Source organism: Ensifer sp. MJa1, assembly GCF_037026475.1.
GTDB lineage: Bacteria > Pseudomonadota > Alphaproteobacteria > Rhizobiales > Rhizobiaceae > Ensifer.
Window position 1 is genome coordinate 137129 of the sequence record NZ_JAKUMO010000013.1, and the last position, 13845, is coordinate 150973.

Annotated in this window: 13 protein-coding genes and 1 tRNA gene; 7 read left to right on the forward strand and 7 right to left on the reverse strand. The window is 62.9% G+C overall.

Translation table 11 applies throughout. The features are described 5' to 3' along the window. Positions 1-29: 29 nt before the first annotated feature. Complete coding sequence (locus MKZ91_RS18565; RefSeq protein WP_336172535.1) at positions 30-1463, reverse strand: phosphomannomutase; 1434 nt, start codon at positions 1461-1463, stop codon at positions 30-32. Between the two features lie 312 nt (positions 1464-1775). Here MKZ91_RS18565 and MKZ91_RS18570 point away from each other — a divergent pair, with 312 nt between their 5' ends. Further along, a complete protein-coding gene (locus tag MKZ91_RS18570) occupies positions 1776-2315 on the forward strand; it encodes a BA14K family protein (protein ID WP_336172536.1) in 540 nt (179 codons plus the stop codon). 276 nt (positions 2316-2591) lie between these two features. Further along, a complete protein-coding gene (locus MKZ91_RS18575) occupies positions 2592-3347 on the forward strand; it encodes a hypothetical protein (RefSeq protein WP_336172537.1) in 756 nt (251 codons plus the stop codon). On the opposite strand, the gene MKZ91_RS18580 is transcribed toward MKZ91_RS18575, so the two are convergent. After that, positions 3344-3679: a DUF6665 family protein gene (locus tag MKZ91_RS18580; protein ID WP_336172538.1), complete on the reverse strand. Its 336-nt coding sequence runs from the start codon at positions 3677-3679 to the stop codon at positions 3344-3346. The genes MKZ91_RS18575 and MKZ91_RS18580 overlap by 4 nt on opposite strands. Positions 3680-4215: 536 nt before the next feature. Here MKZ91_RS18580 and MKZ91_RS18585 point away from each other — a divergent pair. Then, a complete protein-coding gene (locus MKZ91_RS18585) occupies positions 4216-5847 on the forward strand; it encodes a hypothetical protein (RefSeq protein ID WP_336172539.1) in 1632 nt (543 codons plus the stop codon). A gap of 184 nt (positions 5848-6031) precedes the next feature. Here MKZ91_RS18585 and rpsA read toward each other — a convergent pair whose 3' ends face one another. The 4 genes from rpsA to aroA form a co-directional block, all read right to left on the reverse strand. Further along, positions 6032-7756, reverse strand: a complete 1725-nt coding sequence (gene rpsA, locus MKZ91_RS18590) for a 30S ribosomal protein S1 (RefSeq protein ID WP_272939246.1) — start codon at positions 7754-7756, stop codon at positions 6032-6034. Positions 7757-7904: 148 nt separating this feature from the next. Continuing rightward, positions 7905-8543, reverse strand: coding sequence for a (d)CMP kinase (gene cmk / locus MKZ91_RS18595; RefSeq protein WP_336172540.1), 639 nt, complete (start codon positions 8541-8543; stop codon positions 7905-7907). Beyond that, a complete protein-coding gene (locus MKZ91_RS18600) occupies positions 8540-9370 on the reverse strand; it encodes a hypothetical protein (RefSeq protein WP_336172541.1) in 831 nt (276 codons plus the stop codon). Before MKZ91_RS18600 ends, cmk begins: the two co-directional genes overlap by 4 nt. Positions 9371-9378: 8 nt before the next feature. Beyond that, positions 9379-10725, reverse strand: coding sequence for a 3-phosphoshikimate 1-carboxyvinyltransferase (gene aroA / locus MKZ91_RS18605; RefSeq protein ID WP_336172542.1), 1347 nt, complete (start codon positions 10723-10725; stop codon positions 9379-9381). 300 nt (positions 10726-11025) lie between these two features. Here aroA and MKZ91_RS18610 point away from each other — a divergent pair, with 300 nt between their 5' ends. Both MKZ91_RS18610 and MKZ91_RS18615 read left to right on the forward strand, forming a co-directional pair. Next, positions 11026-11418, forward strand: coding sequence for a TIGR02300 family protein (locus MKZ91_RS18610; RefSeq protein WP_336172543.1), 393 nt, complete (start codon positions 11026-11028; stop codon positions 11416-11418). Positions 11419-11619: 201 nt separating this feature from the next. Continuing rightward, positions 11620-11695: transfer RNA gene (locus MKZ91_RS18615), tRNA-Ala, on the forward strand. Positions 11696-11726: 31 nt separating this feature from the next. On the opposite strand, the gene MKZ91_RS18620 is transcribed toward MKZ91_RS18615, so the two are convergent. Beyond that, complete coding sequence (locus MKZ91_RS18620; protein WP_336172544.1) at positions 11727-12041, reverse strand: hypothetical protein; 315 nt, start codon at positions 12039-12041, stop codon at positions 11727-11729. Positions 12042-12253: 212 nt separating this feature from the next. Here MKZ91_RS18620 and MKZ91_RS18625 point away from each other — a divergent pair, with 212 nt between their 5' ends. Continuing rightward, entirely contained in the window at positions 12254-13042 is a 789-nt protein-coding gene (locus tag MKZ91_RS18625) for a YdcF family protein (RefSeq protein WP_336172572.1), read from the forward strand. Positions 13043-13105: 63 nt separating this feature from the next. After that, a complete protein-coding gene (locus MKZ91_RS18630) occupies positions 13106-13741 on the forward strand; it encodes a trimeric intracellular cation channel family protein (protein ID WP_336172545.1) in 636 nt (211 codons plus the stop codon). Positions 13742-13845: the final 104 nt, after the last annotated feature.

Genomic DNA, 13845 nt, shown 5'->3' on the forward strand with positions numbered 1-13845 from the left:
TGAAGTTTTCGTGTCGGATTGCAAAAAACTCAGTTCGAGGCGGTTTCTGCCCATCGGCGGATTGTGGATAGACCTGTTGCAAGCAGCGCTTCGGCCGCCTCCGCCGACTCCGCCTCGACATAACAGCGCATCTCCGGCGCGTTGCCGGAGGGGCGGAAATGGATGATCCGGCCATCATCGAGCGTCACCCTGAGCCCATCGATGTCGCTCACGACCTGCGGCCGAGCGATTGGAGCAAGGAAATCGGCAAGGTTCGCTTCGCTGCCGCGCAGAAAGGCCATCAGCCGCGAACTGGTTTCGACCGCGAAGTTTTCGAGCCGGTCGCTGAGTGCCACCGGGAGCCGGTAAGAGGCGGCGAACGCCGAGAGCGAGAGCTTTGCCTCAGCCGCCGCTGCCAGCATGGCGACAATGGGCAGGATGCTGTCACGGGTCGGCAGCGCACCGAGCTCGCTGCCGTTGACGAGGAAGGCGCTTGCCGTCAGCGTACCGCCATTGGCCTCGAAGCCCGCCACTTTCCGCGCACCATCCTTCAGTGCCTGCTGCATGCCCTCGATGACGAAAGGCGAACCGACGCGGGTGCGCAGGATCGACAGCCCCTCGCTGCGCTCCAGCCCGGAATTCGAGGTGACGGGGGTTACGGCAAGCGTCGCACCGAGGAAACGGCATGCCACCAGGCCCAAGAGATCGCCACGCAGTGGCAACCCGGTCTCGTCGGCAACGAGCGGGCGGTCGCCATCGCCGTCCGCCGAAACGATGGCGTCGAGCCGATGTTCCCGAGCCCAGCCCTGCAGTCGTCCAATCGTCTCGGCCGACACGGCCTCGGTATCAACAGGGATGAAATGTTCCGAGCGCCCGAGCGCAACGACATCGGCACCGAAAAACGCCAAGAGCTCGGCCATCAGATCCCGCGCGACGGTGCTGTGCTGGTAGACGCCGACCTTGAGGCCGGAAAGCGCGCCGGCCGGCAGCAGGTGGCGGTTTCTGTTGTGGAAGAGATCGGCGGCCCGGTCCGCATGGTCCTCACCGATCCCGGCATCGGCGATCGGCTCGATCTGGCCGGCGATGCCGTCGGCGATGCGGCCGATCGCCAGTTCATCCGCCTTGTCGATCTCGCCATCGGGTCGATAGAACTTGATGCCGTTGCGATCGGCCGGGATATGGGAGCCGGTGATCATCAGTCCCGCTGCGCCGTTTGCAAGGCCGTAGAGCGCAAGCGCCGGCGTCGGCACGGTGCCGCAATCGAGCACGCGCAGACCTTCCTGCGAGAGTGCTGCGGCACAGACTGCGGCAATCTCCGGGCTCGAATCGCGAAAATCGCGGGCAATCAGGATGGGATCGCCCGACCTCGCATGACCGCTTGCGACGAGATGCCGGGCAAAAGCAGTCGCGTAGCGGGCCGAGGGCTCGCCCTTCAACTCCTCGGAAAGGCCACGCAGGCCGCTGGTACCGAACTTCAATTGCATGGCATTCCTCGCTGGCATCAGGCGTTATCGGACAGAATCACAGTGACACGGCCGAAGGTCTGGCGCATCCTAGGGCGTGTTTCCCTGGATCGTCGCCGGTTTATGGATAGAAACATACGGAAATTCAAAGTGCTACAGCGACCTTGCGCACCGAAGGGCGCGCGGCGCTGCCAGGACGGCGAAAGGACGGAAATCCGGCGGTTTCCGGCAGCGGTTGCCGTGCGTTCCTCGCCATGAATAAACCAAGAAAAACAAACGTAATGCATGCAGGGACACAACCGGAAGGCATAGCCTTCTGAAAGTGAGGACAAAATGACGGGATTTCGCAATTTCGTTATCGGCTGCAGTGTGGCCGCCGCCTCCCTGATCACCCCCCTCGGACCTGTTCAGGCAATGCCGATCCAGGCGCCCGACCTCAAGATCAAGGCACAGGGCGACGTCCAAACGGTGCAATACTACCATCGGCGTTACTATGGTGGGTACGGATGGGGCGGACCCTACTACCGGCGCGGCTGGGGCGGCCCCTACTACGGCTCTGGCCTGAGCTTCTCCTTCGGCACGGGCGGATACTATGGCGGCAGCTACTATGGCGGCGGCTACTACCCCCGCTACGGCTACTATCCCCGCTACGGTTACTACCCGCGCTATGGCTACTACCCGCGCTACTACCCGCGGCGCTACTACGGCGGCAATTATTACGGCGGCAACTACTACTATCGCGACCGCTATGTCGGCGGCGGCAATACGCATGTCAGTTGGTGCCTGTCGCGCTACCGCTCCTATAATCCGGCCACCAACCGGTTCTTGAGCTACAGCGGCGTCTACAAGATCTGCTATTCGCCGTACCGATAGGCATTTTCACCCGCGATGCGGCGTAATTGCCGCATCGTTTCCCATCGTACCTACAGCGCCGCGCGTCTTGCCGGACGTGCGAAAGGATGCTGTAGCCCTTTAAAGGGCTGCATGTATTTATCCTTTAATCGACTGCGATGAACGGAAACATGCAATAGCCCGCACCTGCGGGAAGGTGACCGTTGTGTCCCGATATGTCGGAGTTCTCGGTTAAGCCGCCATTAACCGCAAGAATCTAGCGTTCCGGAAAGCTCCACAATGCTGCCGGGATAAATCATGCTGCTTCCGACCCAGCAATCATCCGCCACCGCCACGACCAGCCTCGTCGGCTCGATCCTCAAGGACATCGAAAAGCGGCAGGCGGAAGAAGAGGAAAAGGCCAAGGGCACCAAGGACGACAAGATCCTGAAGGCTCAGGTCATATCCGACGATGCCCGCAAGGCCGCCAACGAGAAGATCAACGCCCACTTCTTCGACAATGCCCGGGGAGACGCCAGCAACAACCGCGCCGTGCTGATCCGCGCGGTCGGCGAGTACTTCGGCATCGATCGCGAGACGTTCAACTCCGACGCCGCCTTTGCCCGAAACGTCGAAAACCAGCTCAAGAACCTGAAGGCGGACGAGATTGCCAAGATCGAGGAGGAACTCGGCGTCGACAAACTCGGCATGTCCCTCGGCGATCTGGTCGAGGCGCTCAAGAACCCTTCAGGCCGAGAAAACGAAATGCTGAAGGCGGCGCTGGGCGAAACGGGCGAAAACGGCGCACAGGGCCAAGCACAGGCCGCCAAGGCGGTCGATCGCCTGAAATCCGCGAGCGAGACCGGGTCGCTCGAAGAGGCGCAGGTCAACAGCTTGCGCAACGATCCGACCCGCAGCACCAACAAGCAGTCGCTGGACGAACAGGAACAACAGGTGCGCGCCCTTCAACTGAAGGATGAACTGGAGAGCGTCGCCGACAGGCGCGAGCGACAGCTGCCCTTGATCCGCATTGATGAGAGCGGCCTCTACAGTCCCGCCGCCCAGAGCCTCTAGACCTGTTTTCTGCGCACGATACCGAGCCGCGCCAGCACTTCCTTCGGGATGCCGTAGCGGCGAACCGCATCCCGGCTGTCGCGCAGACCGCAAATCTCGCGCTGGATGAAGAAGGCCCAGACGGCATCGGCGGCTTCATCGAGAAGACGTTCGCGCAGATCCGGTCCCGCCTCCGCCTTGAGATCCGACAACGCCGCCAGCGCCTTTTCCACCTTGAGGCCATGCCGTCCGAGCGCATCCGCCCGTTCCGACATCAGTTCGTATTCGAGCACGTTGAAGGCGCTGCCGGTGGAGATGTTCGAGCTCAAGCCCCGTGGGGGACGAAGGGTCATCCGAAACTCCTACTGCATCCTTTGACCGCAGCCGATGAAACGACGAAAGATGCCGCGGTTCACAAGTGCCACAGCGACCATCGGCGTCTGGCACGCGCGCGACGCTGTCGGGGGCTCAGCCGGTCTAGCCCCGTTAAAGATGGACCTCTGCAGCGCCTCAGGCAAGCGGTGACGCTGCCTGCGGGCCCGTCGAACATGGTTAAGGTTTCGTAAACCTCTTTCTCCTAATCTTGGCCATCATGCCGAATCCCCTATCCGCGGCCGGGCCGCGGCTGTCCGGCCCTTGGCCGAGACGCGCATGAGGCGCCAACCCGTCAGTGACGAAGTGAACAGTCCGCGCGGCCCGGAAATTGGCCAGCGCCCAAGCGTGCACCCGCGTTTCGTCGGCTAACGACGATTGGTCAACCCTACTGCATGTTTCCTTTGATCGTGGTCGATTGAAGGATAAAAACATGCAGCGATTCAAAGGGCCAAGGCGACCTTTGCGCGTCCGGTAAGGCGCGCGGCGCTGTAGGCCAAGCGAGATGGAGACCAGAATGCTGATACCCATCCAGACGGCCCGAGCCGCGGCCGCTCCCGCCGAGGACGCCAGCCTCAAGACGCAGCAGCCGGCCATTCCGTTACCGGCCTCGCAGCGCGGCGAAGCGATCCAGAAGATTCTCGATGCACTGACGCGACACCTTTCCGGTCGCGAGATCCTGTCAAAGGATGCGCTGGTGCGGCTGATGGAGGACCTGGCACGGATCCTCAAGTTTCCGCCGCTGCCGCAGGAGGGCGGGCGCGATTTCGTCAGGCGCCTGGTGGCCTTCCTCGAAACCATGCCGCCGTCCGACCGGCTGCTCTTGGAGCGCCAGCTTGGCGGCCGCAGCCTCGCCCTTCGGGTCGGCCTGCTTGCCGACCTGCCGGCCATCCGCAACGGTGCGCCCGCGCCGAACGGTACGGCGACGCCGATGCCCGCCCAGGCGCGCGACGTGATCCTGCGCAATCCCTCGCTCCAGCCTGCCATGCCGCTGAACCCGAGCGCTGCACGCGCCGCCGTTGCCGGGGAAGTCGCATTGCTGCAGGCTGTGCTGCGCAAGACATTCAGCGTCGGCAACGACAGCGATGTCTTCGAAGCGCAAGGGGAAGACAGCGAGCGGCCGTCGCCATCCAACCTGCAACAGGACCGGGCTGACAGAGCACCAGCGCGGGCCGAGGCTCGTACGGGAAGGCACCCGTCCACCGATGGTGCCGAGGCCGGCAGCGCTGCCGCGCTGCTTGCCGGCGAAGGCGAGATCGACGACGTGGCGCCGCTTCGTGCCGAAACAGCCGAAATCGCCCAGGCAACCGAGCCACATTCCGAGCCGGTCCGCAATCCCCCCGCGACCGATCCGACGACCAGTGACACCGCTCCCGAGGCACAGCAGGCCAATGAGATGGAGGCGGGTGAAACCGTCGACAGCCCGATCGGTGACGTGGTCGATGACCAGGATCCCGATGGGACCTACGGCCCGCTGCCAGACACGGATGAGGACGTCGACAGGACAGCAACAAGATCGCCCGGACGGGGCGAAGCGGAAACACGCCCGGCCCGGGTGCTTTCCGACGCGATCAAGACGCTCATTCGTGACAGCGTGGCGCTGCCCGCGGGGGCGGCCGCGGCTGAAACGCAGCCGGACGACACCGGGCCGTTGTCTGCACCGCCTCCGACGTCGGCAGAAGAGGCCGCTCTGCCGGGACGCGAAGCCGATGCGGCAGCCCGCCGACGCGAGGCACCGGACGGCGGCAGTCCCCTGCCGTCGCTGCTCGACGATCAGCCTGAAGACACGGCGACAGCACAAAGGGCGCCGACCGACATGCAACCGCAACGCCCGGCCGACGAGCAGACGATGCAGCAGGTGATCGCCCGGCTGGTCGAAAACGGTCTTCCGCGCGAAGCCATTCCCTTCACCATCATCCCCTACCCAGCCGCCGCCGATGATGCCGAGCATTTCAAAGACGCCGCGCACGAAATGCCCGGTGGGTCGGAAGATGAGGCATCGGCGGAAGAACAGGAAGCGCCAGCGGAAGATGGTGGCGCGGAGGCAGACGAAAACGCTGGCGAGATGAACGACGCCCTGGCGGAAGACAACGTGCCCGAAGCCTCGGACGCCTATGATCTCTATCGCAGACTTGGCGGCCTTGGCTGAGGGGAGGCCCAAGGACGGCGTGAGATGACCGTCAGTCAGGATTGACGCCGCTTCTGCGGGGTGAACCCGCAATTTCGGTGCTCGGCGGGCAGATCGGTCCCTCTTTTTTCCCATTGGCGTTCGCAAAGAAAAACCCGCGGAGATCGCTCTCCGCGGGTCTTCCAATTCAAACGTCAGGCAACGATTACTCGTTGTTCTGGCGGTTCTTCAGAGCGGCACCGAGGATGTCGCCGAGCGAAGCGCCCGAGTCGGACGAACCGAACTGAGCAACGGCTTCCTTCTCTTCAGCGATTTCCAGAGCCTTGATCGACAGCTGGATCTTGCGGTCCTTCTTGGAGAAGTTGGTGACGCGAGCGTCGACAACCTGACCAACCGAGAAACGCTCCGGACGCTGTTCGTCACGGTCACGCGACAGGTCAGCGCGGCGGATGAACGAGGTGATGTCTTCGTGGTTGACGAGCTTCACTTCGATGCCGCCATCGTTGATCGCGATGACTTCAGCCGAGACAACGGCGTTCTTGCGCAGTTCGCCCGAAGCAGCGGCGTCGCCGACTGCATCCTTGCCGAGCTGCTTGATGCCGAGCGAGATGCGCTCCTTCTCGACGTCGACGTCGAGCACAACAGCGCGAACGACGTCGCCCTTGTTGAACTCTTCGATGACCTGCTCGCCCGGACGGTTCCAGTCGAGGTCGGAAAGGTGAACCATGCCGTCGACGTCGCCGTCGAGGCCGATGAACAGGCCGAATTCGGTCTTGTTCTTGACTTCGCCTTCGACTTCGGTGCCAGCCGGGTGGCTATGCGCGAATGCCTGCCACGGGTTCTCGAGCGTCTGCTTGAGGCCGAGCGAGATACGACGCTTGGTCGGATCGACTTCGAGAACGACAACGTCGACTTCCTGGCTCGTGGACAGGATCTTGCCGGGGTGTACGTTCTTCTTGGTCCAGGACATTTCGGAGATGTGGATCAGGCCTTCGATGCCCGGCTCCAGCTCGACGAACGCACCGTAGTCGGTGATGTTCGTGACGGTACCGGAGATCTTCTTGCCGACCGGGTACTTCGCACCGATGCCATCCCACGGATCCGACTCGAGCTGCTTCATGCCGAGCGAGATGCGGTGGGTTTCCTGGTTGATGCGGATGATCTGAACCTTGACCTGCTGGCCGATGTTCAGGATCTCCGACGGATGGTTCACGCGGCGCCATGCCATGTCGGTGACATGGAGCAGACCGTCGATGCCGCCGAGGTCGACGAACGCACCGTAGTCGGTGATGTTCTTGACGACGCCTTCGACAACCTGGCCTTCTTCAAGGTTCTGAACGATTTCAGAACGCTGCTCGGCGCGGGACTCTTCAAGAACCGTACGACGCGAAACGACGATGTTGCCGCGGCGCTTGTCCATCTTGAGGATTTCGAAGGGCTGCGGGTTGTGCATCAGCGGGGTCACGTCGCGGATCGGACGAATGTCGACCTGCGAGCGCGGAAGGAAGGCGACTGCGCCGTCGAGATCGACGGTGAAGCCACCCTTGACCTGGTTGAAGATGATGCCTTCGACGCGTTCGCCGGCTTCGAACTTCACTTCCAGGCGCATCCAGCTTTCTTCGCGGCGAGCCTTTTCGCGCGACAGAACAGCTTCGCCGAGCGCGTTTTCGATACGCTCAACGTAGACTTCGACTTCGTCGCCGACCTTGAGCGAGCCGTCCTTGGCCTTCGCGCCGAATTCCTTCAGAGCGATGCGGCCTTCGACCTTCAGACCGACGTCGACAACGGCGACGTCCTTTTCGATGGCCGTAACGATGCCCTTGGCAACATAGCCTTCGGCGAGATCGGTCTTCGCGAAGGATTCTTCGAGAAGGGCGGCGAAATCGTCACGGGTAGGATTGGTAGCAGACATGGAATCTCCTGCATGCATCTCGCGTGGAGACGCACATGCGCCGGGGGGCTGGTGTTGAACAGGCCTGAACCCAGTCCGCTTCGTCTAAGAAGCAATCCGGCGCGTGGACGGAATTTCAGGCTATGCAAGAAGGGCGATCCTGACCAAGTCGGGGATGGGCTCTTCTTCAGATCTTCTTGATCAGGGCCGCATCGATCAAAGTCTTCGCGGCCTGAAACGCCGCCTCTATACTCATTTCAGACGTATCAAGCAAGTGCGCGTCGTCGGCCGGGCGCAATGGACTGTCGGCACGGCCCATGTCGCGCTCGTCGCGCTTCTTTACATCGTCGAAAATCGCAGCGTAGTCGGCCGTCTGGCCGTTGCCGATGATCTCGTCATAGCGACGCTTCGCCCGCACCTCTGGCGACGCGGTGACATAGAGCTTCACGGGCGCATCCGGGCAAACGACCGTGCCGATGTCGCGGCCGTCGAGTACCGTTCCGGGCTCGCGCAGCGAAAAGGCGCGCTGCGCCTCGACCAGGGCTCGGCGCACCGCCGGCATGACCGCGATCTTCGAGGCCGCCTCGCCGATTGCGTGAGCTGAAAGCACCGCGCGATCGAGACCCGCCAGCTCCACCTCGCGCGCCATCGTCTCGGCAACCGCTTCGTCGTCAAGCGGCAGGCCGGCATCGAGCAGCGCTTTCGCAGTGGCGCGATAGGTGAGCCCCGTGTCGAGATGGTGGAAGCCGTATTCCTCGGCGATCCGGCGCGAGAGCGTGCCCTTGCCGGCCGCGGCCGGCCCGTCGATGGCGATGGTGAATGTCATTTTCCAACCTGCATATGTATATGGTCGTCGTGCCTGGCGGCCCGGCACCCCTGAAACCTAATGGAGTCCGCCTCGACGCCAAGCCTTTGCGCCAGATGCGGTTCCACGAATATTTTCGCGACGCCGAAGCCACGACCTTCGTCGGAGAGCCAGCGAAGCGCCTCCCGCGTCCGGCCCTGTTCGAGCGGCACCGGTCGCCACAGTGGCTGCAAGAACGCCAAATCCCAGCGCAAGGTCAAGAGGTCCTGACGATTGCCGCAGGGAAGAGGGCTGCCCGGAAGCGGCTCTTCGAAGGCGAAGTAGCCGATCGGCGAGCGTGTCGCCTGGTCCAGAAAGCGGCCGTCGGCATCCTGATAAAAGAACGCCACGTCGAGTTTGCGGCCGTCCGAGTGGGACAGATGCGGAAACAGCGGAAAGCCATCGAAGAACGGAAAGTTGGCGTCGAGAGCCAAGGTGGTGGTTCCCGGAAATGCCTGATCCATTCGTTGCGACAAGGCCGTCGCCGCTTCCTGCAGCTTCGGTGAGACATATTGGCGGTTCAAAGCACAATACAGCGGTGACTGCATTCTGAGACGCGAGGAGCCATCGTCAAGGCAGGGCAACGGCACCCGGCCGAAGAGTGGCGCAACCGCATAGCTTAGCCCGCTGCCGATCGTGTAGAGACCAACGAAAAGCGCGAGAAAACCGAAGGCGCCGACGCCACCTTTCCTCAGCCGTGCGAGGGCGAACGAGAGGATGAGAATGACGCCGCCGATCTGCGTCAGCAGCGTGAGGACGAGGACGGCAGCGGTCGCCAGCAGCCCCTTGGTCTTCAGCTTCGGGCTCACGTCGCCCTTCACTCGATCCTCGCCCCAAGGCCGGTCATCAGCTCGGTGAAACCAGGAAAACTGGTGGCAATCATCGTCGTGTCGTCGACGGTGACCGGGTGCTCAGAGGCGAGCCCCATCACCAGGAAGCTCATGGCGATACGGTGGTCGAGGTGGGTCTCGACGCGTTCGCCGGAGGCATTGCCAAGGCCCTTGCCGCCTGGGCGGCCACGCACGACGAGCGAGGACTTTGCCTCCTCGCAATCGACGCCATTCAGCTTCAAGCCTTCGGCCACGGCCGAAAGACGATCCGACTCCTTCACCCGCAGTTCTTCGAGGCCGTTCATGGTCGTTGCGCCCTCGGCAAAGGCGGCGGCGATGGCGAGTACCGGATACTCATCGATCATCGACGGCGCCCGCTCGACCGGCACTTTCACGCCCTTCAGTTCGGAGTGGCGCACCTTCAGGTCTGCCACGTCCTCGCCCCCGGACGACCGGGCGTTCAGCACCTCGATATCCGCTCCCATGTCCTGCAGCGTCAGGATGAGGCCGGTGCGCGCCGGGTTCATCAGCACGTTCTCGATGATGATGTCCGAACCCGGGACGATAAGGGCTGCAACCAGCGGGAAGGCCGCCGAGGACGGATCGCCCGGCACATCGATCGACTGGCCGGCGAGCCTGCCACGACCTTCAAGGCGAATGGTGCGCACGCCCTCGACATCAGTCTCGACCGAAAGCGCGGCGCCGAATCCCCTGAGCATTCGCTCCGTATGGTCGCGGGTCATCACCGGTTCGGTCACGCTTGTGATGCCCGGCGCATTGAGACCGGCAAGGAGTACGGCCGATTTGACCTGGGCGGACGCAAGCGGCACGCGATAGCTGATCGGCGTCGGCGTCTTCGGGCCGCGAAGCGTTGCCGGCAGCCGGTCACCGACCGCAGCCTTCACCTGTACGCCCATTGCGCGCAGCGGATCGAGCACCCGTGCCATCGGCCGCTTTGCGAGCGAGGCATCACCGATAAACGTCGTCTCGAAATCATAGACGCCGGCAAGCCCCATCACGAGGCGGCAGCCGATGCCGGCATTGCCGAAATCGAGCGGCGCTTCGGGCGCAAGCAGCGCGCCGTTGCCGGTGCCATCGACGCGCCAGCCATCAGCTTCCTTGCGGATCCTTGCTCCCATCGCCTGCATCGCTTTGGCGGTGGCGATCACGTCCGCGCCCTCGAGCAGGCCGGTGATGCGCGTTTCGCCGGCGGCAAGCCCGCCCAGCATCAGCGCCCGGTGCGAGATCGACTTGTCGCCGGGAACGCGGACGATACCGCGAAGATCAGCCGACTTACGAGCGGTGGCGGGTCTTGGACCCAGTCCTTGGGACATGCGGTTTCCTTAAAGCAAGTACAGGCCGCTGGCGCGATCCTGCAGACAGGCGCGCACCCGCACCCATTTTGCGCAGCACTCCTATCACAACCCCTGCTGCATGTTCCCATAAAACATGGCGAGCAGCGATCCTCGCAAGCGCTCCGAGGCCCGCCGCACCGGGGCTTTGGCGTTTTGCCTTTGACAGATGCGGTCAAGATGATTATGGGGACCGGCTAATCATCATAAGCTTGATACCCTTTCCACCCGCCGGTTTTCCGGCAAGCGCCGGCTCGGCCGGCCATTCAAGAGGCTTTGACAGTGGCAAAACCGGAACTTGGAACAAAGCGCATCGACCCGGAAACGGGGCGCAAATTCTACGATCTGAACCGTGATCCGATCGTTTCGCCTTACACCGGCAAGTCCTACCCGCTGAACTTCTTCGAAGAAACCTCGGTCGCCAAGGTGCTCGAGAAGGAAGAAGAAGAAGACGTCACGGAAGTCGATGCAGAGAACACCGAAGTCGAACTCGTTTCGCTCGAGGATGCCGATGATGAGGCAGCGGGCGGCGACGACCTGCCGGATCTCGGCGACGACGATGTCGAGATCGACGGCGACGACGATGACGACACCTTCCTGCAGACCGACGACGAAGACGATGACGACGACATGAGCGACCTCATCGGCGTTTCGGACGACGACGAAGACGTCTAAGCGCTTCAAATGACAAAGGAATGCTCCCGTCCTCGGCCGATAGCGGCCCGGACGGGAGAAAACAGGCCCGGACAAAAATAAATCCACAGGCCACGCATTTTTCGGCTTGCCATCCTCAAAAAGGGGAAGTAATAAGCCGCCACTCGCCGGAAACAAACAGCCCGACGAACTTCCCGGACCGGCCTAGCCGGAACCCGATATGGGGCTATAGCTCAGCTGGGAGAGCGCTTGCATGGCATGCAAGAGGTCAGCGGTTCGATCCCGCTTAGCTCCACCAAACTTCTCTCGAAGCGATAACTGTAAAAACCCTAAGGTCCGCTGCCCGCTTCCATTTCGTCGAGCGAGTCCAGGATCATCGTCAACAGCCGGATGATGTCGGCCGATTCGAGCAGGGCGTTGCGGATTTCACGCTCCGACCGGGTCGGTATGGAGGCGGCGATATCCAAGAGGACATTGGTGACGTCAGGCGCGTCGGTGTTCGGCTCCATGCCGGTTTGCTCGCGCATGCAGCGGATCAGCGCCACTGCGCCTTCGAGCAGCCGTTGCGCCTGCAACGGGGTGAGTTGATGGACCTCATTGGCGGCGCGGAACAGCTGGGATCTGAAGCCCGATATCGTGGTCATCTCCGCAATGATACTCCTTTCGGGCTCAAATGAAAGTGGTAGCTCCTTGCGGACGTGCAACGTTCGGGTGAGGACAACATGGGCGCGGGCACAAAGCTACACGCGCGTACGCCCAGATCCGGAAAACACGCATCCATGGCCGCGTCCCAAGAGCCACCGCAACGGACCGCATTGACGATTTGTTAAGCATCGGAACGCAGAAGCTGGTGTCCATGTTCCTGGTCTCGAAAATCTTCTGGCTCGTGGCGCAGCCGCTGTCGCTCTCGTTCCTCGCAGCCCTTGCCGGGCTCATGGCAATGGCTGCGGGCTTGCGGCGCATCGGCGTCCTGTTCTCCGGCCTCGGCGCGCTCACGCTCTTTGTCACCCTGTTTACCGCCGCCGGCCCCTACGCCCTGCAAACGCTCGAGGATCGCTTCCCGCGCCCGGCGGCGCCCGCCTCGCTCGCCTGCATCATCGTGCTTGGCGGCGCCTTCGAAAACGAGGTGATGGCCGGCCGTGGCGGCATGGAGTTCAATCAGGCGGCGGACCGTTTCATCGAGACGGTGGTCCTGGCGAAGCGCTATCCTGAGGCGCGTATCCTGGTTTCCGGCGGAGACGGCTCGTTCAGCGGCGCCTATGCCGGCGATGCCGACGCGTCGCGCGGTTTCCTCGCCGCATTCGGTGTGAGCGATGAGCGGCTGATCCGTGAGGAGGAGTCGCGCACGACGTTCGAGAATGCCCGCAACACCAAGGCGATTCTTGCAGAAAACGGCCTTTCGAACTGCGCCCTCGTCACCTCCGCCTTCCATATGCCGCGCTCGGTCGGGCTTTTCCGCGCGCTCGACATTCCGATCATCCCCTGGCCGACGGACTACCGCACCAGCGGCAACATTGGCCTTGGCTTCGATTTTACCCAACCGTCGCTGAACGCTCAGCTGACGACGACGGCGGTGCGCGAATGGATCGGGCTTCTTGCCTACTACCTCTCGGGACGGACACCGTCGATGCTGCCTGCCCCATGAGGCTGTTGACGCGGGGGCGCAGAATGCCCCAGCTTCAACGACACGCCGAATCTTGGAGCCCCCATGCCGATCCTCGAAATCCTCGACTATGCCGGTGTCGCCGTCTTTGCGGCCACGGGCGCGCTCTCGGCCTCGCGCAAGCAGCTCGACATCATCGGCTACCTGTTTCTCGCATCGGTGACCGGCATTGGCGGCGGCACGATGCGCGACGTCGTGCTGGGGGCCACTCCGGTCTTCTGGGTCACCAATCCCAATTACCTGCTCGTCTGCGTCACGGTCGCAGTCGCCCTGTTCTTCACCGCACACCTGTTCGACTCGCGCTACCGGGTGCTCGTCTGGCTCGATGCGGTCGGCCTTTCGGCCTATAGCGTCATGGGGGCTGCCAAGGGGTTCGCGGCGACCGGCTCGGCGACGGTAGCGCTCGTCACCGGCATGCTGACCGCGACCTTCGGCGGCGTTCTTCGCGACATTCTTGCCGGAGAACCATCCGTGCTTCTGCGGCCGGAAGTCTATGTCACGGCAGCCCTGATCGGCGCCGGCGCCTTCGTGCTGGCGACAATCGCCGGACTGCCGCTTACGGCAGCATCGACGCTCGGCGTGATTTCAGCCTTTGCGGTCCGCGGCGGCGCACTCAAGTTCGGCTGGACCCTGCCGACGGGCAAGGCACTGCCGGGCCGGGATCCTGACGATGTGATGTGAGAGGTGCTGGTGTTCGGCACAGGCAACGCGCGATCAACTTATCTTGAACACTGGCTACTGCAAAGCGCTACGGCTACCGACCTTTGCGCACCTGTCAGGCGCGC

Excerpts from the sequence above, each read along its gene's own strand:
- MKZ91_RS18625 (WP_336172572.1), top strand. The coding sequence starts at position 12,254 with ATGTTCCTGGTCTCGAAAATCTTCTGGCTCGTGGCGCAGCCGCTGTCG.
- MKZ91_RS18565 (WP_336172535.1), bottom strand. The coding sequence starts at position 1,463 with ATGCAATTGAAGTTCGGTACCAGCGGCCTGCGTGGCCTTTCCGAGGAG.
- aroA (WP_336172542.1), bottom strand. The coding sequence starts at position 10,725 with ATGTCCCAAGGACTGGGTCCAAGACCCGCCACCGCTCGTAAGTCGGCT.
- MKZ91_RS18575 (WP_336172537.1), top strand. The coding sequence starts at position 2,592 with ATGCTGCTTCCGACCCAGCAATCATCCGCCACCGCCACGACCAGCCTC.
- MKZ91_RS18570 (WP_336172536.1), top strand. The coding sequence starts at position 1,776 with ATGACGGGATTTCGCAATTTCGTTATCGGCTGCAGTGTGGCCGCCGCC.
- cmk (WP_336172540.1), bottom strand. The coding sequence starts at position 8,543 with ATGACATTCACCATCGCCATCGACGGGCCGGCCGCGGCCGGCAAGGGC.
- MKZ91_RS18585 (WP_336172539.1), top strand. The coding sequence starts at position 4,216 with ATGCTGATACCCATCCAGACGGCCCGAGCCGCGGCCGCTCCCGCCGAG.
- MKZ91_RS18630 (WP_336172545.1), top strand. The coding sequence starts at position 13,106 with ATGCCGATCCTCGAAATCCTCGACTATGCCGGTGTCGCCGTCTTTGCG.
- rpsA (WP_272939246.1), bottom strand. The coding sequence starts at position 7,756 with ATGCATGCAGGAGATTCCATGTCTGCTACCAATCCTACCCGTGACGAT.
- MKZ91_RS18580 (WP_336172538.1), bottom strand. The coding sequence starts at position 3,679 with ATGACCCTTCGTCCCCCACGGGGCTTGAGCTCGAACATCTCCACCGGC.
- MKZ91_RS18620 (WP_336172544.1), bottom strand. The coding sequence starts at position 12,041 with ATGACCACGATATCGGGCTTCAGATCCCAGCTGTTCCGCGCCGCCAAT.